The sequence below is a fragment of the Burkholderia stagnalis genome, from assembly GCF_039848545.1.
In the GTDB taxonomy this organism is placed as follows: Bacteria; Pseudomonadota; Gammaproteobacteria; order Burkholderiales; family Burkholderiaceae; genus Burkholderia; species Burkholderia stagnalis.
Genome location: NZ_CP156686.1, coordinates 1,467,024 through 1,490,046, shown reverse-complemented (window position 1 = coordinate 1,490,046; position 23,023 = coordinate 1,467,024). Strand labels below are relative to the sequence as shown.

General features: G+C 69.2%; 23 protein-coding genes. 11 read left to right on the top strand and 12 right to left on the bottom strand.

Annotated elements, in window-relative coordinates; translation table 11 throughout:
• Positions 1 to 33 precede the first annotated feature (33 nt).
• Genes hpaD through hpaI form a run of 4 tightly spaced genes read left to right on the top strand, consistent with a single transcriptional unit; the run spans position 34 to position 2,943 of the window.
• Positions 34 to 882, top strand: coding sequence for a 3,4-dihydroxyphenylacetate 2,3-dioxygenase (hpaD, locus tag ABFO07_RS23375; protein WP_059807962.1), 849 nt, complete (start codon positions 34 to 36; stop codon positions 880 to 882).
• Positions 883 to 914: 32 nt separating this feature from the next.
• Positions 915 to 1,307 (top strand): 5-carboxymethyl-2-hydroxymuconate Delta-isomerase, encoded by a 393-nt coding sequence (locus ABFO07_RS23370; protein WP_059561194.1) that lies wholly within the window; start codon positions 915 to 917, stop codon positions 1,305 to 1,307.
• Positions 1,308 to 1,326: 19 nt separating this feature from the next.
• Positions 1,327 to 2,130: a 2-oxo-hept-4-ene-1,7-dioate hydratase gene (gene hpaH, locus ABFO07_RS23365; RefSeq protein ID WP_059883691.1), complete on the top strand. Its 804-nt coding sequence runs from the start codon at positions 1,327 to 1,329 to the stop codon at positions 2,128 to 2,130.
• A 6-nt stretch (positions 2,131 to 2,136) separates the two neighbouring features.
• Complete coding sequence (hpaI, locus tag ABFO07_RS23360; RefSeq protein ID WP_059561186.1) at positions 2,137 to 2,943, top strand: 4-hydroxy-2-oxoheptanedioate aldolase; 807 nt, start codon at positions 2,137 to 2,139, stop codon at positions 2,941 to 2,943.
• Positions 2,944 to 3,003: 60 nt separating this feature from the next.
• Here the strand turns inward: hpaI and ABFO07_RS23355 are convergent, their stop codons facing one another.
• Positions 3,004 to 3,810, bottom strand: a complete 807-nt coding sequence (locus ABFO07_RS23355; RefSeq protein ID WP_059989111.1) for an AraC family transcriptional regulator — start codon at positions 3,808 to 3,810, stop codon at positions 3,004 to 3,006.
• A 97-nt stretch (positions 3,811 to 3,907) separates the two neighbouring features.
• On the opposite strand from ABFO07_RS23355, the gene ABFO07_RS23350 reads away from it, so the two are divergent.
• Together ABFO07_RS23350 and ABFO07_RS23345 are read left to right on the top strand one after the other, a co-directional pair.
• On the top strand, positions 3,908 to 4,159 hold the full coding sequence (locus ABFO07_RS23350) for a hypothetical protein (RefSeq protein ID WP_042587756.1): 252 nt from the start codon (positions 3,908 to 3,910) through the stop codon (positions 4,157 to 4,159).
• A gap of 29 nt (positions 4,160 to 4,188) precedes the next feature.
• Positions 4,189 to 5,154: a quinone oxidoreductase family protein gene (locus ABFO07_RS23345; protein ID WP_347469640.1), complete on the top strand. Its 966-nt coding sequence runs from the start codon at positions 4,189 to 4,191 to the stop codon at positions 5,152 to 5,154.
• A gap of 85 nt (positions 5,155 to 5,239) precedes the next feature.
• Here ABFO07_RS23345 and ABFO07_RS23340 read toward each other — a convergent pair whose 3' ends face one another.
• The 5 genes from ABFO07_RS23340 to ABFO07_RS23320 all read right to left on the bottom strand — a co-directional run bounded on the left by ABFO07_RS23340 (position 5,240) and on the right by ABFO07_RS23320 (position 12,099).
• The gene (locus ABFO07_RS23340; RefSeq protein WP_124515979.1) at positions 5,240 to 6,331 is read right to left on the bottom strand and encodes a porin; all 1,092 of its coding nucleotides are present in this window, start codon (positions 6,329 to 6,331) and stop codon (positions 5,240 to 5,242) included.
• 109 nt (positions 6,332 to 6,440) lie between these two features.
• The gene (locus ABFO07_RS23335; RefSeq protein ID WP_124515978.1) at positions 6,441 to 7,508 is read right to left on the bottom strand and encodes an ABC transporter ATP-binding protein; all 1,068 of its coding nucleotides are present in this window, start codon (positions 7,506 to 7,508) and stop codon (positions 6,441 to 6,443) included.
• Positions 7,501 to 9,273 (bottom strand): ABC transporter permease, encoded by a 1,773-nt coding sequence (locus ABFO07_RS23330; RefSeq protein ID WP_059807936.1) that lies wholly within the window; start codon positions 9,271 to 9,273, stop codon positions 7,501 to 7,503. The genes ABFO07_RS23335 and ABFO07_RS23330 overlap by 8 nt, the downstream gene beginning before the upstream one ends.
• 120 nt (positions 9,274 to 9,393) lie before the next feature.
• The gene (locus tag ABFO07_RS23325) at positions 9,394 to 10,494 is read right to left on the bottom strand and encodes an ABC transporter substrate-binding protein (RefSeq protein ID WP_059561170.1); all 1,101 of its coding nucleotides are present in this window, start codon (positions 10,492 to 10,494) and stop codon (positions 9,394 to 9,396) included.
• Positions 10,495 to 10,599: 105 nt separating this feature from the next.
• Complete coding sequence (locus ABFO07_RS23320) at positions 10,600 to 12,099, bottom strand: PLP-dependent aminotransferase family protein (protein ID WP_060013530.1); 1,500 nt, start codon at positions 12,097 to 12,099, stop codon at positions 10,600 to 10,602.
• A gap of 101 nt (positions 12,100 to 12,200) precedes the next feature.
• Here ABFO07_RS23320 and ABFO07_RS23315 point away from each other — a divergent pair, with 101 nt between their 5' ends.
• The 5 genes from ABFO07_RS23315 to ABFO07_RS23295 all read left to right on the top strand — a co-directional run bounded on the left by ABFO07_RS23315 (position 12,201) and on the right by ABFO07_RS23295 (position 16,750).
• Positions 12,201 to 13,439, top strand: coding sequence for a multidrug effflux MFS transporter (locus ABFO07_RS23315; RefSeq protein ID WP_060013528.1), 1,239 nt, complete (start codon positions 12,201 to 12,203; stop codon positions 13,437 to 13,439).
• A gap of 13 nt (positions 13,440 to 13,452) precedes the next feature.
• Complete coding sequence (locus ABFO07_RS23310) at positions 13,453 to 13,923, top strand: hypothetical protein (RefSeq protein WP_347469639.1); 471 nt, start codon at positions 13,453 to 13,455, stop codon at positions 13,921 to 13,923.
• A 38-nt stretch (positions 13,924 to 13,961) separates the two neighbouring features.
• Positions 13,962 to 14,633 carry a response regulator gene (locus ABFO07_RS23305; RefSeq protein WP_059561161.1) on the top strand — a complete coding sequence of 224 codons (672 nt, stop codon included), beginning with the start codon at positions 13,962 to 13,964 and terminating at the stop codon, positions 14,631 to 14,633.
• Complete coding sequence (locus ABFO07_RS23300; RefSeq protein ID WP_060014513.1) at positions 14,630 to 16,027, top strand: sensor histidine kinase; 1,398 nt, start codon at positions 14,630 to 14,632, stop codon at positions 16,025 to 16,027. Before ABFO07_RS23305 ends, ABFO07_RS23300 begins: the two co-directional genes overlap by 4 nt.
• Before the next feature lie 228 nt (positions 16,028 to 16,255).
• Positions 16,256 to 16,750, top strand: coding sequence for a hypothetical protein (locus ABFO07_RS23295; protein WP_059561155.1), 495 nt, complete (start codon positions 16,256 to 16,258; stop codon positions 16,748 to 16,750).
• A 121-nt stretch (positions 16,751 to 16,871) separates the two neighbouring features.
• Here the strand turns inward: ABFO07_RS23295 and ABFO07_RS23290 are convergent, their stop codons facing one another.
• The 6 genes from ABFO07_RS23290 to ABFO07_RS23265 form a co-directional block, all read right to left on the bottom strand.
• Positions 16,872 to 17,738, bottom strand: a complete 867-nt coding sequence (locus ABFO07_RS23290) for an MOSC domain-containing protein (RefSeq protein WP_060014511.1) — start codon at positions 17,736 to 17,738, stop codon at positions 16,872 to 16,874.
• Positions 17,739 to 17,817: 79 nt separating this feature from the next.
• A complete protein-coding gene (locus ABFO07_RS23285; protein WP_059911207.1) occupies positions 17,818 to 18,774 on the bottom strand; it encodes an ABC transporter substrate-binding protein in 957 nt (318 codons plus the stop codon).
• Positions 18,775 to 18,823: 49 nt separating this feature from the next.
• A complete protein-coding gene (locus ABFO07_RS23280) occupies positions 18,824 to 20,011 on the bottom strand; it encodes a c-type cytochrome (protein WP_347469638.1) in 1,188 nt (395 codons plus the stop codon).
• 35 nt (positions 20,012 to 20,046) lie between these two features.
• Positions 20,047 to 20,862 carry an ABC transporter ATP-binding protein gene (locus ABFO07_RS23275; protein ID WP_347469637.1) on the bottom strand — a complete coding sequence of 272 codons (816 nt, stop codon included), beginning with the start codon at positions 20,860 to 20,862 and terminating at the stop codon, positions 20,047 to 20,049.
• Positions 20,856 to 21,965 (bottom strand): ABC transporter permease, encoded by a 1,110-nt coding sequence (locus ABFO07_RS23270; protein WP_347469636.1) that lies wholly within the window; start codon positions 21,963 to 21,965, stop codon positions 20,856 to 20,858. Before ABFO07_RS23270 ends, ABFO07_RS23275 begins: the two co-directional genes overlap by 7 nt.
• A 4-nt stretch (positions 21,966 to 21,969) precedes the next feature.
• The gene (locus ABFO07_RS23265; protein ID WP_059995651.1) at positions 21,970 to 23,001 is read right to left on the bottom strand and encodes an ABC transporter substrate-binding protein; all 1,032 of its coding nucleotides are present in this window, start codon (positions 22,999 to 23,001) and stop codon (positions 21,970 to 21,972) included.
• Positions 23,002 to 23,023 lie beyond the last annotated feature (22 nt).

The following is a 23,023-nucleotide window of genomic DNA, read 5'->3' as shown; positions in this document are numbered from 1 at the left end:
TAAGAACGAGACGGAGACTTACGGAGGCTTACGATGGGCAAACTGTCCCTCGCCGCGAAGATTACGCACGTGCCGTCGATGTACCTGTCGGAGCTGCCCGGCAGGCATCACGGCTGCCGCGAGGCGGCGATCCGCGGCCATCAGGTGATCGGCGAGCGCTGCCGCGCGCTCGGCGTCGACACGATCGTCGTGTCGGACGTGCACTGGCTCGTCAACGCGGGCTATCACGTGAACTGCAATGCGCGCTTCGCCGGCACCTATACGAGCAACGAGCTGCCGCATTTCATCCGCGACATGCAGTACGCGTATCCGGGCAATCCGGCGCTCGGCCGGCTGATCGCCGAAACGGCGACGGCGCGCGGCATCGCGACGCGCGCGCACGAGATCGACAGCCTCGAGCTCGAATACGGCACGCTGGTGCCGATGCGCTACATGAACGGCGACCAGCATTTCAAGGTCGTGTCGATCGCGGGCTGGTGCATGTGGCACACGCTCGACGAGAGCCGTCGCTTCGGCGAGGCGCTGCTCGACGCGATCGAGCGCAGCGATGCGAACGTCGCGTTCCTCGCGAGCGGCTCGCTGTCGCACCGCTTCAACGACAACGGCAGCCCGGAGGAATCGATCCACGAGATCAGCCGCGAATTCTTCCGGCAGGTCGACCTGCGCGTGGTCGAGCTGTGGAAGCAGGGCGACTTCAAGACGTTCTGCGCGATGCTGCCCGAGTACAACCTCCATTGCCACGGCGAAGGCGGCATGCACGACACCGCGATGCTGCTCGGCCTGCTCGGCTGGGACCGTTACGACAAGCCCGTCGAGATCGTCACCGACTACTTCGCGAGCTCGGGCACCGGGCAGATCAACGCGATCTTCCCGCTCGCCTGACCCGCGCGCGACGTCCTTCCAGGAGAACCGACATGCCACACATCGTCGTCGAGTACACCGCGAACATTCGCGACGACGCGCGCATTCCCGCGCTGCTGCGCACGATCAACGCGACGCTGATCGCGCAGGGCGGCGTGTTTCCGACCGGCGGCATCCGTTCGCGCGCGATCGAGCTGCACGATTACTGCGTCGCGGACGGCACCGGGGACGATGCATTCGTCCACGTGACGCTGAAGATCGGCTCGGGCCGCAGCGACGCGCAGAAGCAGGCCGCATGCGACGCGCTGTTCGACGCGATCAAGGCGCATTTCGCCGAGCTGTATGCGCAGCGCTACCTCGCGCTGTCGATGGAGCTGACCGAATTCAGCGAAAGCGGCTCGTACAAGCACAACAACATTCACGCCCGCTACAAGCGGGCCGATTGAACCCCATCCCGATTCCACCATGCTCGAACCCGCCACCATCGACCAGCTCGCGCGGCGCCTGCACGACGCCGAGCGCGAGCGCAAGCAGATCCGCCAGATCTCGCTCGACTACCCGGACATCACGATCGACGACGCGTATGCGATCCAGCGCGCGTGGGTGGACGTGAAGCTCGCGGAAGGCCGCACGCTGAAGGGCCACAAGATCGGCCTCACGTCGAAGGCGATGCAGAACACGTCGCAGATCGACGAGCCCGACTACGGCGCGCTGCTCGACGACATGTTCTTCGACGACGGCGGCACGATCCCGACGCAGCGCTTCATCGTGCCGCGCGTCGAGGTCGAGCTCGCGTTCGTGCTCGGCAAGCGCCTGAGCGGGCCGAACTGCACGATCTTCGACGTGTACGACGCGGTGGATTACGTGGTGCCCGCGCTCGAGATCATCGACGCGCGCAGCCAGTCGATCGACCCCGACACCCAGCGCCCGCGCAAGGTGTTCGACACGATCGCCGACAACGCGGCGAACGCCGGCGTCGTGATCGGCGGGCGTCCCGTGCGCCCGGCCGACGTCGACCTGCGCTGGGTTGCCGCGATCATGTCGCGCAACGGCGTGGTCGAGGAGACGGGCGTCGCGGCCGGCGTGCTGAACCATCCGGCCAACGGCGTCGTGTGGCTCGCGAACCGGCTTGCACGCTTCGACGTCGCGCTGGAGCCGGGACAGATCGTGCTCGGCGGCTCGTTCACGCGGCCGTGCGCGGCGCGCTCGGGCGACACGTTCAGCGTCGACTACGGTCCGCTCGGGACCATCCAGTGCCATTTCGAGTGACGGACGATGCAGATAGCAACGAACGCCTTCAAGGCCGCGCTCGCGCGTGGCGATGCGCAGGTCGGCCTGTGGCTCGGGCTGGCGAATCCGTACGGCGCCGAGGTGGTCGCGGGCGCCGGCTTCGACTGGCTGCTGATCGACGGCGAGCACGCGCCGAACACGGTGCCGACGATCCTCGCGCAATTGCAGGCGATCGCGCCGTATCCGTCGCATCCGGTCGTGCGGGTGCCGTGGAACGATCCGGTGCGGATCAAGCAGGTGCTCGACGTCGGCGCGCAGACGCTGCTCGTGCCGATGGTGCAGAGCGCCGGCGAGGCGCAGGCGGCGGTTGCCGCGACACGCTATCCGCCGCACGGGATTCGCGGCGTCGGCAGCGCGCTGGCGCGCGCGTCGCGCTGGAATCGCGTCGGCGATTACCTGCACCGTGCGAACGACGAGATGGCGGTGCTCGTGCAGGTCGAGACGCGCGCGGGGCTCGACGCGATCGACGCGATCGCGCGGGTGGACGGGGTCGATGGCGTGTTCATCGGGCCGGCCGATCTTGCTGCGGATCTCGGGCATCTCGGCAATCCGGGGCATCCGGATGTGCAGGCGGCGATCGACGGCGCGATCCGCGCGATCAAGGCGGCCGGCAAGGCACCGGGGATTCTCAGCGCCGATGAGGCGGCGGCGCGGCGGTATCTCGAAGCGGGGGCGTTGTTTGTCGCGGTCGGGGTCGATACGACGCTGCTGGCGCGAAGCGCGGAGCGGTTGGCAGCGCAGTTCAAGGGGAAACCGGCCGACGCCGCGAAGCAGGGCGACGGCACGTACTGAAGGCACGGCGAATCGAATGCCGCCACCGTCGATGCGTGCATGCGAGCGCGCAATAAAGCGCTACGCGGTGTCGCCCTGGCGTGCGCTGCGTCCGGCTTCCATATATCGCCCCGGCGTCGTCCCAAACGCTCGCCGGAACATGTCGATGAATGCGCTCACGTTGTCGTAGCCGAGATCGAGCGCGATCGTCGTCACCGGCACGCCGTCGGCCACCTTCTCCAACGCGCGCATCAGGCGCGCCTGCTGACGCCACTGCGCGAACGTCAACCCCGTTTCGGCGACGAAGCGGCGGCTCAGCGTGCGCGGCGCGATGCCTGCCCACTCTGCCCATTCCTCGAGACGGCGGTTGTCCGCCAGATCGGCGCTCAACGCGTCGGTGATCCGTCCGACCCGCGGGTCGCGCGGGCGCGGCAGGCCGAGCGTGACCGGCGGCGATGCCGCGATCTCGTCGAGGATCACGTCCGCCACGCGCGCTTGCGCCGCGTCGAGCGCGCCGCCGCGCCAGCTGGCTGCGCGCCGCACCGCCTCGCGCAACAGCGCGGAGGTGCGGATCGCGTGCGGCGTGTGCGGCAGCGATGCGCAGCGCGGTTCCGCAACGAACACGCTCCAGCCGGAGAACGGCCCGAACGACCGCAGCGAATGCACGCAATGCGGCGGAATCCAGATTGCATGAACCGCCGGCACGACCCAGTCCTGGTCGTCGAGGCCGAGCGACAGCAGGCCGGTCAACGCGCCGACCAGCTGGCCGCGCGCATGGCGATGCGGCGCGGTCACGCGCGCGTCGCGCTGCGTCAGCTCGGCGGCGGCAATGAACGGGCCGTCGGAAGAGGTCACGAGGTCGGCGGGAAGAAGCGGATCGTCCGGCATGGCTGGAATTCGGTATCGAATGGCATTTATACCGGAGCCCGGCCGCATTTGCATCCCTAAACTCCACGCATGTTCATCCCTTCAGGAGGGCCGCGCGATGCGAGCCGATGAAATGCTTCCCGACCACCTCAACCAGCTCGACCTCAACGGCACGACGATCCGCAAAGGCAGCGTGGGCGCCTTTCTCGCGAATGCGCGCGTGCTCACCGACCCGCACGCGGACGAGGCCGAGCGCTCCCGCGCGGCGGCCGACGCCGCCGACGTGCTGCCCGCGCTGCGCGCGCTCGGGCTGTTCGACGTGTTCGAGATCCGCGACGCTGCGTTGCGGGCATGGGTCGACGCACGGTGATGGCGCAGGCCGTCTGAAGGAGAGCACCCATGAAAGCAGCAATCGTCAAGGGGGCCGGTGAGCGCCCCGTTTTTGCCGAATTCGAATCGCCGCACGCGTTGCCCGGCCACCGGCTGGTCGACGTGACCGCGTCCGCACTGAGCCGGCTCGCGCAGGCCCGGGCGTCCGGCTCGCACTATTCGTCGACGGACGGCTTCCCGTTCATCGCGGGCGTTGACGGCGCAGGGCGCCTCGAAGACGGCCGGCGCGTCTATTTCTTCGGCCCGCTCGCGCCGTTCGGCGCGATGGCCGAGCGCACGGTCGTGCCCGACGTACAGTGCGTGCCGCTGCCCGACGCGCTCGATGACGTCACGGCTGCCGCGATCGCGATTCCGGGGATGTCGTCATGGGCCGCGCTGATCGAGCGCGCGCGCATGGCCGCCGGGGAGACCGTGCTGGTCAACGGCGCGACCGGCGCGTCCGGGCGGCTGGCCGTGCGGATCGCAAAGCACCTGGGCGCGGCGAAGGTGATCGCCACCGGCCGCAATGCGGCAGCGCTGGCAGCATTGCAGTCGGCCGGCGCGGATGCCGTCGTATCGCTGCAGCAGGACGACGCCAATCTGGCGCGCGCGCTGGAGCCGCATTTCCGGGCGGGCGTCGACGTCGTGCTCGACTATCTGTGGGGGGCGAGTGCGCGGGCGCTGCTTGTCGCAGCCGCGAAGACGACGCGCGATGGTCGGCCGCTGCGCTTCGTGCAGATCGGCTCGATCGGCGGCGCGGACGTGCTGCTGCCGGGCGCCGTATTGCGCGCGACGGCCATCGAGCTGATGGGCAGCGGCCTCGGCAGCGTGTCGCTGCCGCGTTTGCTGGCCGCGGCGCGCGGCGTGTTCGACGCGGCCGGGCCGGCGGGCCTGGCGATCGATACGCGCGCCGTGCCGCTGTCGGAAGTCGGTGAACACTGGGGCGACGCGAACACGCTCGTTCGCCCCGTGTTCACGATGCGCGGCGAAGGATGAGTCGCGTTCGGTGAAGCGAAGTGAAGTGAAGGGCGGTGCGGCGCGCGAGACGCGCATCGCCCGCCGCTTCCTCACACCCGGCGCATCAGAACCGCTGCTGAATCCCGACGGTCGCCCCGACCTGCGTGGTGCCATACCCCGCGAAATCGCGCGACAGGCCGACCTTCTGCCCGTGCTGAGCGATCGCGAAGCCGCCCGACGCATACAGCACCGTGCGCTTCGACAGCGCGTAGTTCGCGCGCACCGAGACCAGCGTCGGATCGGCATCGGTGCCGCCCTTGATGTTCTGGTGATACACGGCCGCGATCAGCGAGAACGCCGGCGTGAACTGATACGAGCCGCCGACCCAGTACATGTCGCTCAGTTGGTTCGCCGCGGCCGTGCGGAACGTGCGCTTGTAATTGCGATAGCCGGCCATCGTCTTCAGGTTGCCGAAGTCGTAGCTCAGGCCCGCGTGGATGCCCTGGATGTAGTTGACCGGATCGGCCGGCGTGACGCTGTCGGCCGCGCCGTTCTGCCGGTCGAACGTGACCACCGCGGCGAACGGCCCCTTCTCGTAGCCGAGCGCGAAGTCGTACTTCGAGCTGGTCTTCACGCTGCCGGGCACGTTGCCGAACCCGTACATCGCGCCGAACTTGAAGCCGCCGAATTCGCCGTCGTAGCGGACCGCGTTCGACGAGCGCGAGAAGATGCCGTCCTTGCGCCCGCCGGTCGCCATCGACGATGACGCCCACGAATAGTTTTGCGAGTAACCCATCGGGTCGAACGGCATCATGTAGTCGTACGTGACGGTGAAGTTGCGGCCGAGAGTCAGCTCGCCCCATTTGCCTTTCAGGCCCACCGTCGCACGGCGCGCGAAGATCGAGTCGGGGCCATCGTCGGACGCGCCGTTCGCGAGATCGATCCCGCTTTCGAGGCGGAACACGGCCTTCAACCCGCCGCCGAGATCCTCCACGCCGCGCAAGCCCCAGCGCGACGTGTTCTTGTTGCCCGACTTCAACTTGAACGAATTGCCGCCTTCCGGTGCAGCGTGGTTCGTGTATTCGATGCCGGCGTCCATGATCCCGTAGATCGTGACCGACGACTGCGCGTGAGCGGCGGGGGCCGCGAGGCAGGCGGCGGAAGCCGATCCGGTCAGGATTACTGCGCGAAGGGCGCGTTCTGCGCAAGACTTCATTGACGGTGTCTCCGTGGTTGTTGTAGGTGAGGGAAATCGTGGCGCGCACGGCGCCTCGGCGCACGCCCGTGACGCGTGCCGAGGTGCGATGCGCGGTGCGCCGCGCGGGTCAGCCCGCTTTCGCGAACGCCCAGCAGTCGTTGGTCGGGAATTCGAGCCAGTGCTTGCCGGCCGCGCGCGGCACGTGGCCGAACGCACGCAGCCGCAGCTCGCCGCAGTGGAACAGGTATTCCCAGCGGTCGCCGAGATACATCGACGTGACGAGGTCGGCCTGCAGCCGGTTCGCGCCGGGGCCGTCGGCCACCTGCACGCGTTCGAGGCGGATCACGGCCTGCGCGTCCTGGCCCGGCGCGAACGCGTCGCGGGCGAGCGCGCGCAGCTGCCAGCCGTCGCCGGCGAGCGTCACGCATTCGCCGTCGACGGCCGCGACGCGCGCGTCGATCCGGTTGTTGCTGCCCATGAATTCGGCCGTGTACAGCGAGCGCGGCGCGCCGTACAGCTCGGCCGGCGTGCCTTCCTGCTCGATGCGGCCGTTGCGCAGCAGCAGGATGCGGTCGGACATCGCCATCGCCTCGGTCTGGTCGTGCGTCACGCAGAGCGCGGACAGCCCGAGCGACACGATCAGCTCGCGCAGCCACGCGCGCGCTTCCTCGCGCAGCTTCGCGTCGAGGTTCGACAGCGGCTCGTCGAGCAGGATCACCGGCGGGTTGTAGACGAGCGCGCGCGCGATTGCGACGCGCTGCTGCTGGCCGCCCGACAGCTGGTGCGGCAAGCGCTCGGCGAGATGGCCGAGGCCGAGCTGGTCGAGCGCGGTCTGCACGCGGCGCTTCTGTTCGGCCGGCGCGACGCGGCGCAGCTTGAGGCCGTAGCCGACGTTGTCGGCGACGGTGCGGTGCGGCCACAGCGCGTACGACTGGAACACGAGCCCGAGCGAGCGCTGTTCGACCGGCAGGTCGATACGCCTGGCGCCGTCGAAGAACACCCGGTCGTCGAGCTGGATGCGGCCGTCGGACGGCTGCTCGAGGCCGGCGACCGCGCGCAGCAGCGTGGTCTTGCCGCTGCCCGACGCGCCGAGCAGGCACACGACTTCGCCGGCTTTCAGTTCGAACGACACGCCCTTGAGGATCGGGTTCGCGCCGTAGCTGAGATGAAGATCGTCGACGATGAGCTTATCCATGAAGTTTCACTCCGAAGCGCAGGGCCACGCCGAGACCGGCGCCGACCATCGCGATGTTGATGACAGAGAGCGCGGCGACCTGGTCGACGGCGCCGGTCGCCCACAGCGACACGAGCAGCGCGCCGATCACTTCGGTGCCGGGCGACAGTAGGTAGACGGCGGTCGAATATTCGCGCTCGAAGATCATGAAGATCAGGAGCCACGCGGCCAGCAGGCCGAAGCGCACGAGCGGCAGCGTCACGTCGAGCGACACGCGCCCGCGCGTCGCGCCGACGCTGCGCCCGGCTTCCTCGAGCTCCGGCCCGACCTGCAGCAGCGCGCTCTGGATCAGGCGCATCCCGTATGCGAGCCACACGACCGTGTACGCGATCCAGATGCTCCACATCGAGTTCTTGATCTCGCGCAGGCCCGGCACGAACAGGAAGATCCACAGGAACGCGAGACCGGCGAGCAGGCCCGGCACCGCGCGGGGCAGCAGCACGAGGTAGTCGAGCAGCCTGGTCGCCCAGTCGTGGCGGCGGTGGCCGGCGAACGCGACGAGCGAGTAGAAGCCGACCGCCACCGCGCCGCCGATCACGCCGATGCCGAGCGTGTTGACGATCGCGCGCACCAGGTTGTCCTGCTCGAACAGCTCGATGAAGTTCGACAGCGTCAGCACTTCGCCGAGCGCCACGCCTTCGCCCCAGTTGGTCACGAACGCGCGCAGCACGATGCCGGAGATCGGCACGACCACGGTGAGCGCGAGCCACAGCATGACGATCGCGAGCGCGACCCAGCGCCACGCGCCGAGCGGCAGCACCGTCGTGCGGCCGGCCTTGCCCTTCACCGTCACGAAGCGGTTCGCCGTCTTCAGCAGGCGGCGCTGCAGCAGCACGAGCGGGAACGTGATCGCGACGATGCACACCGCCACCGCGGCCATCAGGTGATACGACGGCACGCCGAGCTTGTTGGTCAGCTTGTACAGGTAGGTCGCGAGCACGAGGTGGCCTTCCGGATCGCCGAGCACGAGCGGCAGCCCGAACACCTCGAAGCCGAGGAAGAACACCAGCACGCCGGCGAACAGCAGCGCGGGCATCGTCATCGGCAGGCTGACGTCGAGCGCGACGCGGAACGGCCGCGCGCCGGCCACGCGCGCCGCTTCCTCGACGTCGGAGCCGAGGTTGCGCAGCGCCGCCGACGAATACAGGTACACGTGCGGCACGTGCGTGAGGCCGACGATCAGCGTGATCGCGAAGACCGAGTAGACGTTCCAGGGCACGTTCTGCACCCCGAACAGTTCCTTGAACCACACCGAGTAGAAGCCGACCGGGCCGGCCGCGACGACGTAGCCGAACGCGAGCACCATCGGCGACACGAACACCGGCGTGAGCAGCAGCGGCTCGAGCCAGCGGCGGCCGGGCAGGTCGGTGCGCACCATCAGGAACGCGAGGATGCCGCCGAGCGGGATCGAGATGAACAGCATCCCGCCGGCGATGATGAACGAGTTCTTCACGGCCGACCAGAAGTCGGGATCGCTGAAGATGAAGCGGAAGCCGTCGACGCCGAGCGTGCGGTTCGCGTCGAAGAACGGCGCGGACAGCAGGCTCTGGAACAGGATGAAGCCGAGCGGCAGCGCGACCGCGACGGTGAGCACCGCGATCACGATCCAGCGCAGCATGCCGGCGAGCGGCTGCAGGCCGTTGGCCGGCAGCGCGGGGATCGCGCCGCCCGGGTCGATGGTGGGCGCAACGGCCGGCGCCGTTGCCCGTGTGCTGGTTGAAAGCATGAGTTCGCCCCTGCGGCCATCCGGATGGCCGCCTCTAGGAAGTCGGTAAGGGGAAGGGGCCGCCCACGCGATGCGCGGCGGGCGGCCGTTGGTCAGCCGAGGCCGATGCGAATCAGCGGATCAGCTCTTGATCGCCTGCTGCCATTGCTTCAGGAACGCGAGCCGCTTCGACTGGTCCAGATAGACGAGCAGGCCGGTGCCGATCGGAATCGGCTTCAGCGAATCGCCGAGTTCCTTCGTGAGGCTCGCGGCCGACGTTTCGCCGGTCACGTCCGTGCGGATCGCGTACAGGTTGGCCTGGTTCGCGATCAGCGTCTGGCCGCGCTTCGACAGCAGGTAGTCGACCCACAGCTTCGCGGCGTTCGGGCTCTTCGCCTTCTTCGAGATCGTGGCCAGGCGGCTCACGACCTGCGTGTAGTCCTTCGGGAATACGTAGCCGATCGACTTGTCCTTCTTCGCCTTCGCGTACGCGTACGAGCCGATGATGTTGTAGCCGATCAGGTTCTCGCCCGACGAGATGCGCTCCATCATCGCGCCGGTGCTCGATTGCAGCTTCGGGCCGGTCGTGCCGATGGCCTTCACGAGTTCCCACGTGACCTTTTCGTTCAGGTGCGCGTCCTGCGTCAGCGCGTTGAAGCCGACGCCGGATTTCTCGACGTCGTACGTCGTGAGCTTGCCCTTGAACTTGTCGGGTTGCGACGTGAGCAGCTTGATCAGGTCGGTGCGCGTCTTCGGCACCTCGTTCTCCGGAATTAGGCGCTTGTTGTAGACGATCGCGAGCGGCTCGAACGTCGTGCCGTACGCCTGCTTCTGGTATTGCGCCCATTGCGGCACGTTCGGGCTTTCCGGCGAATCGTACGACGCCATCAGGCCGTCGTTGACGAGCTTGACCTGCAGGTCCATCGCCGAGCTCCACAGCACGTCGGCGCTCGTGCTGCTCGCCGCGTTCTCGCTGATGTAGCGGTTGTACAGCTCGGTGCTGTTCATGTCGTTGTATTCGACCTTCACGCCGTACAGGCTTTCGAAATCCTTGATCAGCGGCCGTACGAGGCCCGTGTCGGTCGTCGAGTAGACGATCAGCTTGCCTTCCTTCTTCGCGGCGTCCACCACGCCCTGGTAGCTGCCCGGATAGCCGGCCGGAACCTGCGCCCACGCGGCGCCGGCGGCGGCGCCCGCGATGAGCGTGAGGGCGGTGGCGAGATGCTTCGGTGCGAACGGCATGTGTCTTCCTCCAATTACGCGTCGGTGTTGTTCGAGTGAGGCGGATGGTAAGTGGGGGGCACTTTCAGCCTGCTTTCATTTTTGTGTGCAATCGATGCGTTTGTGTCATGGATTTCCCGAGGTCGACAGCAGCGTGCCGAGAATCCGGCCGCCATGTTTCGCGTGCGCGGCGGTGAGCGCCGAATACCCGACGATGATGCCCGCGGCGAGCTCGGCGCTTCGGCAGAAGCCGCGAATCGGCTGCAGCGACACGCCGGCCGCGTGCGCGTTCGCGACGTACGACGCGTCGTCCATGCCGGGCGGCAGCCACAGCACGAAATGAAAGCCGGCATGCTCGCCCGACACCGTGTATTGCCCGCTGCCGTGTTTCGCGAGCTGCTCGAGCACGATGTCGCGCCGCTGGCGATATGCGTGGCGGCTGGCGCGCAGGTGCTTCGCGAAATCGCCGCGCCCGATGAAGCGGGCCAGCGCGAGCTGCGGCGCGACGCCGACCGAGCGCCCGGTCACGCGCCACACGTCCGCGAGCGCCGGCCGCAGCGCCGCCGGCACGACCATGAAGCCGATGCGCAGCCCGGAGAACAGCGTCTTGTTGAACGAGCCGCAGTAGATCACCCGGTCGCACGCGTCGAGCGACTTCAGCGCGGGCAGCGGGGCGGCCTGGTAGCTGAATTCGCCGTCGTAGTCGTCCTCGATGATCCACGCGCGACGGCGCTGCGCCCAGTCGAGCAGTTCGAGCCGGCGCGACACCGACATCGTGACGCCGAGCGGCGATTGATGCGCGGGCGTCACGTAGGCGGCGCGCGCATCGGGGTGCCGGTCCAGCGCGGCCGTTTCGATCCCTTCGCGGTCGACCGGCACGTCGACCACGGTCGCGCCCGTCATCGCGAAGATGTGTGCCGCCGACGCGTAGCCGGGGTCTTCCATCAGCACCGTGCTGCGCGGGGCGAGCACGGTGCGCGCGACGAGATCGATCGAATGGCGGATGCCGGTCGTGATGAAGATGTCGTCGGCGGCGCACGGGATCCCGCGGTATTCGCGCAGGTATCCGGCAATTTCGTCGCGCAGGGCCGCGACGCCTTGCGACGGCGTCGAACAGAGGTCGCTGGCGGTCGCGGCAAGCAGGCTCGCGCCGAGCGCCTTCTTCCATTGCTGCATCGGCAGCAGGTCGGGATCGGCGAGCCGCGCGACGAACGGGACGCCCGGGCGGACCGCGTGTTCCGGGGCGGCCGCGCCCGTTGCGCCGGTCGGTTGCGGCTCCGGTTCCAGTGCCGGTGTTGCGCCGCCGCGCTCCCGAGATTGCGCGGACGCGCGCAAATAGCTGTCCGGCACCACCGCGCACACCCGCGACCCGGAGCCGCGCGTGCGCGCGATGTAGCCCTCGGCGCCCAACCGGTCGTAGGCGGCCTCGACCGTGCCGCGCGCGACACCCCAGCGCGCGGCCAGCGTGCGGCTGGACGGCAGTGCGCTGTCGCCGGGGAGCAGGCGTTTCAGGATCGCGTCGCGAATCGCGTCGGCAATGCAGTCCTGCTTCGATTGCGGGCTTCCGGTCGACAGGCCCGGAGGGCACGGCAGATCGAGCGGAATCGCGGCTTTGCCTCGCGTCATAGTGGTCTAGTTGATGGTCGATTTAATGGCTCTTCAGCTTATATCACTTTGTTCGTAGATTGATGCCGAGCACTTGAACCCGAAGGAGACGAAAGCACCCTATGAAATCCCGGTCGTTGCCCCAATGGGGCTGGTTGTTGCTGTTGATGCTCGTCGTTTGCCTGCCGCGCGTCACGATCGATGCCTACCTGCCGTCGCTGCCCGCCATGGCGGATGCGCTGCACGGCACCGACGCGCAGCTTCAGCTCACGCTGACGCTGTACATGATCGGCTATGCGCTGTCGATGCTGGTGTCGGGGCCGTTGTCCGACCGGTACGGCCGCCGCCCCGTGCTGCTCGGCGGGCTGTGCCTCTACGTGGCCGCGAGCGTGGCCTGCGCGCTCGCGACGAGCGTCCCGGCGATCGTCTGCGCGCGCATCTTCCAGGCGCTGGGCGGTTGCAGCGGAACGGTGATCGGGCGCGTGATCGTGCGCGAGCGCTTTCCTGCGGCGATGCAGGCGACGATGCTCAGCCGCATCTCGGCGGGCATGGCGCTGTCGCCCGTGATCGCGCCGCTCGCGGGCAGCGCGATCGCCGCGTGGCTCGGGTGGCGCGGCGTGTTCGGCTGGCTCGTGGCCGGCGGGGTGATCGCGACGGCGATGGTGCTGCGCTACCTGCCCGAGACGCGCGCGAGCGACGCGCGGCCGGAGCCGGGCGCGGGCCTGCTGCGGACCTACGCGGGGCTGCTGCGCGAGCGCCGTTTCCTGCGCTACTCGCTCGCGATCAGCTTCGTCTACTGCACGTACTTCCCGTTCATCGCGGAATCGTCGACGCTGTTCCAGCGGCAGATGGGCGTGTCGGGGCCGGTCTATGCGGGGATCTTCGGCCTGACCGTGCTCGGCTACCTGATCGGATCGAGCGTGTTCCGGCGGGCCAGCGGCCGCTGGAACACCGATGCCGTGATCGCGTCGGCGGCCTTCGTCAACCTGGCCGGGGCCATCGCGCTGTGCGGGGCCGACGCCGTCGCGCCCACGCATGCGGCGGCCGTCGTCGTGCCGATGTTCTTCGTGATGATCGCCGTCGGGATCGCGATTCCGGCGTGCCAGTTCGCGGTGATGCAGCCGTATACGAAGATCGCGGGCACGGCTTCCGGGCTGTTCTTCTTCATCCAGATGGCGATTGCCGCCGTGTGCGGCGGGGTGCTCGGGTGGCTGTCGGACGGCACGGCCCGCCCGCTGGCCGCCGTGACCCTCTGCGCGAGCGTCGCGTTCCTGGCCGCGATCTATGGCCTGCGCGAGCGGAACGCCGCCACCGCCGGGGCCGATGGCTTGACGACGGGAGGCCGGCGCGCGGCGGAGTGACGGGCGCTGCTCGTTGCGTGTAATACGTGGCGGCAAGCGGCAGGCGGCAGGCGGCAGGCGGCAGGCGGCAGGCGGCAGGCGGCAGGCGGCGAGCGGCGAGCGGCAAGCGGCGAGCGGCAAGCGGCAAGCGGCAAGCGGCAAGCGGCAAGCGGCAAGCGGCAAGCGGCAGGCGGCAGGCGGCAGGCGGCAGGCAGGCGGCAGGCGGCAGGCGGCAAGCGGCAAGCGGCAAGCGGCAAGCGGCAAGCGGCAAGCGGCAAGCGGCAAGCAGCAAGCAGCAAGCAGCAAGCAGCAAGCAGCAAGCAGCAAGCAGCAAGCAGCAAGCAGCAAGCAGCAAGCAGCAAGAAGCAAGCAGCAAGAAGCAAGCAGCAAGAAGCAAGCAGCAAGCAGCAGGCGGCAAGCAGCAGGCGGCGGGCAAGCAGGCAGCGCGCAACACGGAACAGGTGTTTTCGCGGAGCGGCAGGGCGGAAAGGATCGTGTAATGTAGCGGCCTTGACATTACCTGCCGACCTGACCGGATTCCCCATGCGTGTGCTGCTCGTCGAAGACAACCCGATCCTCGCGCAATCGCTCGGCGACGCGCTGAGCGCCGCGCGCTTCGCGGTCGATCACATGGCCGACGGCGAGGCGGCGGACCACGTGCTGCGCACGCAGGACTACGCGCTGGTGATCCTCGACCTCGGGCTGCCGAAGCTCGACGGGCTCGAGGTGCTGCGGCGGCTGCGCGCGCGGCGCAACCCGGTGCCGGTGCTGATCCTCACCGCGCACGGGTCGGTCGAGGACCGCGTGAAGGGGCTCGATCTCGGCGCCGACGACTATCTCGCGAAACCGTTCGAGCTGACCGAGCTGGAGGCGCGCGCCCGCGCGCTGATCCGGCGCAGCCTCGGGCACGAGCATTCGCGTGTGGCGTGCGGCCCGCTCGCATACGACAGCGTCGACCGCAGCTTCCGCCTCGCGGGCGAGCCGCTGTCGCTCACGCCGCGCGAGCGCTCGGTGCTCGAGGTGCTGATCCTGCGCAACGGCCGCGCGATCAACAAGGAAACGCTGTCGGAGAAGATCTTCGGGCTCGACGAATCGGTCAACGCCGATGCGATCGAGATCTACGTGTACCGGCTGCGCAAGAAGCTCGAGCACAGCGGCGTCGCGATCGTCACGCTGCGCGGGCTCGGCTACCTGCTCGAAGCGAAAGCCGCGTGATGCGCCCGAACCTGCGGATGCAGGTCGCGCTGTGGCTGCTGCTGCCGCTGCTCGGCCTGCTCGCGCTCGATTCTTGGCTGACCTACCAGCGCGCGATGAACGCCGCGCACGTCGCGTTCGACCGCACGCTGTCGTCGTCGCTGAAGTCGATCCGCGAAGGGGTGCGGCTCAAGCAGGGCGAGGTCGAGGTCGACCTGCCGTATCTCGCGCTCGAGATGTTCGAATCGAGCGACGGCGGCAAGATCTACTACCTGATCCGCGAGGACAACGGCCGCGCGGTCACCGGCTACCCGGACCTGCCGTTGCCGAGCGGGCGCGACGCCGGCGACGTCGCGCTGTACGCGACGCGCTACTACGACGCCGTCTATCGCGGCGAACGCCTGCGGATGGGCGCGCTGCGGCTGCCGGTGCACGACGTGCCGAGCGCGCAGTCGCGCATCGTGTGGGTGATGGTCGGCGAGACGATCGAGGGGCGCCAGGCGCTCGCGCGCGAGATCCTGATGGGCTCGCTGCTGCAGGAGGGGCTGCTCGTCGTGCTCGCGCTCGGCATCGTGTGGCTCGGCGTCGGGCGCGGGCTGCGGCCGCTGAACCGGCTGTCGGCCCGGGTCGCCGCGCGCACCGAGGACGACCCGACGCCGCTCGACACGGGCGCGATGCCGAGCGAGCTCGCGCCGCTCGTCGATTCGATCAACCAGTACATCGGCCGCACGCAGCGGATGCAGGTCGCGCGGCGGCGCTTCTTCGCGGATGCGGCGCATCAACTGAAGACGCCGCTGGCCGCGGTGCAGGCGGGCGTCGAGCTCGCGCTGCGGCCCGACGAGCAGCCGCGCGTGAACGTGCACCTGCTGCGCGTGAACGGCGCGGTGCGGCAGGCGGCGAAAATCGTCCAGCAATTGCTTTCGCTGTCGCGCCTCGACGCGGACAGCGGGCAGGCCGTCACGCACGAGCCGGTGGCGCTGCACCGGCTGGCGCGCAGCGTGACGCTCGACTGGTCGCCGGTTGCGCGGGCGCGCGACATCGACCTGGGCTTCGAGCACGAGGCCGACGTCGCCGTGCCCGGCCGGCCCGACCTGCTCGGCGAGATGATCGGCAACCTGATCGACAACGCGATCCGCTACGCGGGCGACCGCGCGGTGATCACGGTGCGCGTGTCGCGCGACGGCGAGCATGCGCGGCTCGACGTGATCGACAACGGGCCGGGGATTCCCGAAAACGAGCGCGACGCGGTGTTCGAGCGCTTCCATCGCGGCAGCAAGACGCAGACCGTCGAAGGCACGGGGCTCGGGCTGTCGATCGTGCGCGAGATCGCGCGCGTGCATCAGGGCAGGGTGACGCTGGGCGATGCGGCCGGCGGCGGGCTGGTCGTCACGGTGACGCTGCCGGTCGGCCCCTAGAAACACAGGCGGTTATCGCGCGATCATGCGTAATCGCGAGGCTCGATCAAATGGAAACATTTAATTCGAAAATTGAGTGTTTTTATAATCGCCCCGGCATGCTGTGATTTCTGACAGCTAGAAAACCCCATTTTCCGACCTACGATAAATCAGCCGTCCAATATACGGCTTAACCTTGTTTATTCAGGGATGAATCGTAATTTTCTATAATTAATTGAGGGCAAAATCATGGCCACGACACTCGACGAAGAAGTCCTGCCGGAGATTTTCGTCAAACGATTCAGGGTCAGCGGCGGGCACGTCACGTCAGGAAAGGGAAACGCGCCGACGATCAACTTCATCGCCGCTTTCCACCCGGAATTCGAGCATCCGCAAGGCTCGGGTTCGCTGCAGGGCTCCGGCCGGATCATCTGGACCCATCGGCCCAACAACGTCACCCAAATCACGATCGGCGGAAACTATACCCACTTCCCGTTGAAGGAAGGGGAAAGCGCGTCCGTCCTTCCGGTGCGGTCGCTTTTGCTGCACGTGCACGGTTACGTCGGCGGGATCATTCCCATCAACAAGTATCACGGCATCCCGCCGGCACTGTTCCCGGTGCTGGATTTGTCGTCCCTTATTCCGCTGAATTCGAAAACCGGGACGGCCAACTATACGGTTGTCGATCCGCAAAATCCGGAGGAAAAATTTACGATAAGCGACGCAAAGATTGCGGAATTGTGATTCCGGCAGAAATCGATCGGCATATTGTCTGAAATCGAATCCGGTGGCGCAGTGCGGTAAATAATCGCATGCGCCACCTTCCGATGCGGCGCGTGGCGCCGCTCATGCGGGTTCGCGATTTTTAATCGCCGAACCCGATCTCCGCTTCGAGTTCCTGTCCAACCTCGAGAAAACGCCCCGCGCCGTGCACGACGATCGCGTTGTTGCCGAACGTCAGCGCGCCGTCGAAGCCCGGATGCGCGCGGTAGGCCTGCATCGTGTCGGTCGGCTCGTGCGGCCACGCCGGATCGGGCGCGCCCGTGCGCTGGTCGATGGTCGGCACCGGGCAGCGCGTGCACAGCTTCACGAGGCGCAGCCGCACGGGCGTGTCGCCGCCGGCGTCGAGATGCTCGACGTAATCCTCTTCGTACGCGTCGAGGCCCGATACGACGACGTTCGGGCGGAAGCGGTTCATCGGAATCGCCGGCGCGCCCTTCGCGGCGAGCCGCGCGTTCAGATCGTCGAGCGACGACTGGCCGATCACGAGCAGCGGATAGCCGTCGGCGAACCGGGTCGACGCATCGAGCTCGCCGGTCCATTTGCGGTTGCACGGGCGCCGCGCGCCGGGCGCGAAGCGCGCGAGCTTTGCCGGCGCGCCGAGGTAGCGGGTGAACCACGCGGCGGTGGCGGCGCCCGTGTCGATCGCGTCGACGGTGTCGCGCCAGACGGTCGCCGCCATCTTCGGCGTATCGGCCGTCGCTTCGCCGTCGAGCGGCGTGCGAATTTCCGGCATGTCGGGCGCGTTCAGCACCAGCACGTCACCGTCGAACGCGGTCTGCACGAGCGCGAGGCGCGGGTGCGTGCGCTGCGTGATCATCTCGCCGGCGGCGTCGGTCACCATCCAGTGGCGGTCGTATGCCAGCCCGGTGTCGAGCAATTGCGCGCGGCGCAGCGCGATGCCGCCGCAGGATTTGATCGGATAGACGAAAAGTTCGCTGATGGCTGGCATGGCGCGGGCTTCGAATGACATGGAAAGTCAAAGCGCGATTGTGCCAGATCGCACCGAAACCGGCCTTCTCGCCGGACGCTCACGCCGGCAGCGGGAAACCGCGGTCGAACGTCGCGCGCACGTCGAGCGGCTGGCGCAGCAGCCCGGCCTTCAGGTAGAAGTCGGCGGTGCGCTGCTGCTCGGCGATGACCGCCGCGTCGATCGGCAGCCAGCGTGTGCGGCGCCGCTCGAACTGCAGCTTCGCGGCCGGCTGCGGAATCCCGATGATCCGCGCGAGCGCCGCCGAGAATGCGTCCGCGTGCTGGTACGACCATGCCTGCGCACGCACGACGCGCTGCAGGAAATCGCGCAGCACGTCGCGTTTCGCGGCGATCGCGGCGTCGGTCGCCGCGAGGTAGCTGAGCCCCGACCACAGCCCGCGGCCGCTGACGAGCACGCGCGCGCGGCCGCTCGTTTCCGCGAGCGCCGTGTATGGCTCCCAGGTCGCCCACGCGTCGATCGAGCCGCTCGCGAGCGCGAGCATCGTATCGGCGGGCGGCAGGAAGCGGAACGACACGTCGTCGGGCGCGAGGCCCGCCGCGTCGAGCGCCTTCAGCGTGACGAAATGGCCGATCGAGCCGCGCGTCGTGCCGATGCGCTTGCCTTTCAGGTCGGCGGCGGTCTTCAGCGGCGCGTCGGGCCGCACGACCACGGCGGTGCCGTACGGATCCGAGCGGTTCGCGCCGATCACCTTGATTTGCGCGCCCGACGCGAGCGCGAAGATCACCGGCGCGTCGCCGATCGGCCCGCAGTCGACCGCGCCCGCGTTCAGCGCCTCGGCGAGCGGGGCGGCGGCCGGGAACTCGGTCCATGCGATGTCGTAGGCGAGGCCGTTCAGCTCGCCGGCCGCTTCGAGCAGCGCGCGCAGGCCGCCTTTCTGGTCGCCGGCGCGCAGCAGCGGCCGCGTGGCGGATTGCGCGCGCAGCGCGAGCGGGGCTGCGGCAAGTGTCGCGAAGGCGGCGGCCTGGGTGAGGAAGTGGCGTCGCATCTGATTCATCGTGAAGTTTGCTCGGTCAGTCAGTCAGGGAAGGGGTGAATGCCGGCGCTCAATGCGGCAGGCCGGCCTGCACGTCGCGCACGGGGTCCGCGTCGAATCGCAGCAGCAGCGCAGTCAGCGGATCGCGGCCGGCGGTCGAGCCCGCGATGCGGGGCGCGGCGGCTGCCGGGCCGGTGTCACCGGCACGGCACAGCAGGTCGGCGTCCGACCATCCGGCCTGGCCCGGCAATGCCCGCGCGCGCAGCCAGCCGGCGCGGTCGGCGAGGAACTGCGTGCCGCCGAGCGCATCCGGCGCAAGGCCGGCGATCGTCGCGAACACTCGCCATGCGTCCGCCGTCGCGGCGATGCAGTTCGCGCGCCCGTGGGCGGCCGGCGGCGCGACGGCATCCCGCGTGACGAGCAGCGTCTGCCAGCGCGCGTCTTCGGCGGGCGGCGGCGCCCCCGGCGCGAGCGCGACCACGCGCACGCGCTGGCCGTCGCGCCAGCGTTCGAGCGCTTGTATCGCACCGTGCTCGCCGCAGCGCACGTCGAGCGCCGGCAATGCGACAGGCGCGGGCCACGCGCCGCCCGCCTGAGCGCCGCTGCCTGCCGCCAGCGCTTTCAGGTAATCGAGCAGGGCCCACGTGTCGGGCGCATCGAAACCGGGGATCGACGCCGTGCGCTGCGCGTCGTGCAGGCCGTGCCGCACGCGCCAGTAAAGCTCGCCGTCGAGCCGCCGCGCGAGCAGCGTGCCGGCGAAGGTCGGCGGCCAGTGCGCGAGCGACGCGGCGAGCGGCCCTTCGCCGCGGCCATCCGCGCCGTGGCAGGCCACGCAATGACGGCCGTACAACTGCGCGCCGCGCGTCAGGTTCGTCACCGACAACGGTGCGGGGCTGCGCTGGAAACTCGTCGGCACGGCGGGCGCAAGCCACAGCGCGGCAGGCGGCCACGGCGCGCACACCCCGGCGAGCACGGCCGCGCCGGCCCAGACGACGCGCCGCCTGCGCAACACGAGCGCGGCAAGCGCGAACGCCACCGCGAGCGCCGTCAACGCGAACGCGAGCGCGAGTTGCCGCGTCAGCCCCGCGTCGATCCGCAACGTTTCGAGCGCGATCCGCTGCGGCCATGGCCACGCGGCCTGGCCGTCCGCGTCGCCGGTCGCGCCGGCCACGCACAACACCTGCGCGAGCGCGACCTGCGCGCGATACAGCACCTGCAGGAACGCGAGCGTCCAGTCGGCGAACGGCGGCGCGCTCATCGGCCGGGCCGCCGGGGCGATGCGATGCCGCGCATCTACCAGCTCGCATCGAGCCCGAGGTGGCGCAGCGCGTCGTGCCGCAACTCGGCCAGACGCGGGTCGCCGCGATGGCGCGGATAGGGCAGGTCGACGTGCAGCTCCGCGACGATCCGCGCGGGCCGAGGGCCGAACACGATCACGCGCTGCGCGAGGAACAGCGCCTCCTCGACGTCGTGCGTGACGAGCAGCGCGGAGAAGCGGTCGCGCCGCCACAGCGCGGTGAGCTCGGCCTGCATCGTCAGCCGGGTCAGCGAATCGAGCTTGCCGAGCGGCTCGTCGAGGATCAGCACGCGCGGATCGTTGACGAGCGCGCGGGCGAGCGCGACGCGCTGCGCCATCCCGCCGGACAGCTGATGCGGGAAAGCGTGCGCGAAATCCTCCAGCCCGACGCGCGCGAGCGCATCGTCGACGCGGTGCTGCGCGGCGCGCGCCACGCCGCGCGCCTCGAGGCCGAGCGCGACGTTCGCGCGCACGCGGCGCCACGGGTAGAGCGTCGGATCCTGGAACACGACGATGCGCGACGGGTCGGGCCGCACGATCGGTTCGCCATCCTGGGCGATGCTGCCTTGCCGCGCGGCGTCGAGGCCCGCGACGAGCCGCAGCAGCGTCGATTTCCCGCAGCCGCTGGGCCCGAGCAGCGCGACGAACTCGCCGGCGGCGACCGACAGCGTGACGTCGTCGAGCACCGGCAGCGCGCCGCCGGCCCCATCGAACGCATGGCTCACGCGGCGCACGTCGATGCGCGCGCCGCGCGGCGCAGCAGGCGCCGGCGGCGCGGAAACGGGGGATTCGAGGACGGCGGCGCCTACCATTTGACGGTTCCTTTCTGCCATGCGAGGGTGCGGTCGCGCACCGCGAACAGCAGTGCGATCAGGCCGGAGAACAGCAGCGCCATCACGAGCAGCGCCGCGTACATGTTCACGTACGACGCCCAGCCCTGCGCCCAGCTCAGATACCAGCCGAGCCCCGACTTGACGCCCATCATTTCCGCGACGACGAGCACCGTGAACGACGCGCTCAAGCCCATGAAGATGCCGACGAACACGTGCGGCAGCGCGGCCGGAATCGCGACCCGCAGCACGAGGAAGCGCGCGTTCGCGCCGAGCGTGCGGGCGACGTCGTAGTACTGCTTGTCGACGCTCGCGACGCCGGACCAGGTCAGCACCGCGACCGGGAAGCCGGTCGACAGCGCGATCAGGAACGCCGCGGCCGAGTAGCTCGACGGGAAGAAGTAGAACGTGAGCGGCAGCAGCGCGGTGGCCGGCACGGGCCCGAGCACGCGCAGCACGGGGTGCACCCAGTAGCCGATGCGGCGCGACCAGCCGATCGACACGCCCACCGCGAAACCGGCCGCGACGCCGTACGCGAAACCGAGGCCGAGCAGCTTCAGCGTATTGCCGGCGCTGCCGGCGAGGCGCGCCCAGTCGTCGGCGTAGACCTCGATCAGCGCCTGCGGCGGCGCGAAGAACGGCGTCGGCAGCCAGCCGGTTTTCGCGGTCGCGATTTCCCATGCGGCCAGCCCGAGCGGCAACGCAACCAGCCACGGGCCGGCCGGGTGCACGCGCGCGAGCAGCGCGCGCAGCGCGCTCACGCGGGGGCCGAGCGCCGCGAGCGCGAGCAGCAGCGCGGCGATGATCCACGCGGCCGTGCCGAAGGTGTCGGTGTACGCCCAGTCGCTGAAGCCGACGACGCGATTCGGCCACAGCCGCGTCACCGCGCCGAGCGCGGCCCATGCGACGGCCGCGGCGAGCCCGGTGGCCCAGAGCGGCGCGCGGCGGGCAGCGGCGGCCTGCGCCGCGTCGCAGGCAGTGCACGCGATGCGCGGTATGGGCGCGGGCGCGATCGACGCGGCGGGCACGGCGGCCGAGGCCGTGGCGGCGGATGCCGTCGTGGAAACGTGTTCGAGCGTCGACATCGCGTTACCCCAGCACGTTCGCATAGACCTGCTGCGCGAAGCGCTGCGGGTCGGTGCTTTTCTTGATCACGCCGATGCGGCGGAAATCGTCCGCGTAGAACGCGATTTCCTGCTGCAGGTCGACGCTGGTCGGGTGGTGCGTGTAGGTGAGCGTCGCATACAGCTTGCGCAGGTCTTCCGGATCGATCTTCGGCGAATACTTCGCGAACGCCCTGGCGGCCTCGTTCGGGTTCTCGTGCGTGAACTCGGTCGCCTGCACGATGGCGCGCGCGAGCGCGGCGGCGGCCGGCCGGTCGTTGCGCACGAGCTCGCCGCGCGCGCCGATCACGCAGCACACCTTGCGCGCGTATTCGCCGGACAGGTTCGTCGCGAGTTCCGTGTACTTGCCGGCGCTGCGCTTCTCGAGCAGATACAGGTTCGGGTCGCCGTCGGCGATCGCGTGGATCTCGCCCTTGTCGACCGCGACGCCGAGCAGGTCGGCCGGATACTGCCGCCACGTGATGTCGCGCTCCGGATCGATGCCGTTCTTCGCGAGCAGGATCGAGAAGAAGTGCTTGCCGGGCGCGGCGAGATCGCTGACGCCGACGGTCTTGCCCTTCAGCGCCTGCAGCGTCGTGACGCCGGCCGCCTTCGCGCCGAGCAGCCGCACGCAGCCGCCGTGCGAGCTGCCGACGATCTTCACGTCGAAGCCCGCTTCGAGCGGCTTCAGCCAGCGGTGGATCATCCCGACCGCCGCATCGGCCTTGCCGGTCGCGATCGATTCGAGCAACTGGTCGGTCGAGCCGCTGTAGTTGATCAGCTCGACCTTCAGCCCGTTCTTCTCGAAGAAGCCGCGTTCCTGCGCGACGACGATCGGCGTCAGGCAGAACGCGTTCTGGTTCCACGCGAAGGTCAGCTTCTTCAGCGGCGCAGCGGACCACGCGCGGCGGCCGAGCGTGAGCGCGGGGGCCGCAAGCGCGGCTGCGCCCGCCGCGCGCAGCAGGCGGCGCCGTTGGGTGTCGTGCGCGCCGGGCGCGGGAGCGGTGGGGCGAGTCATCGTCAGGTCTCCGAGAGATTTC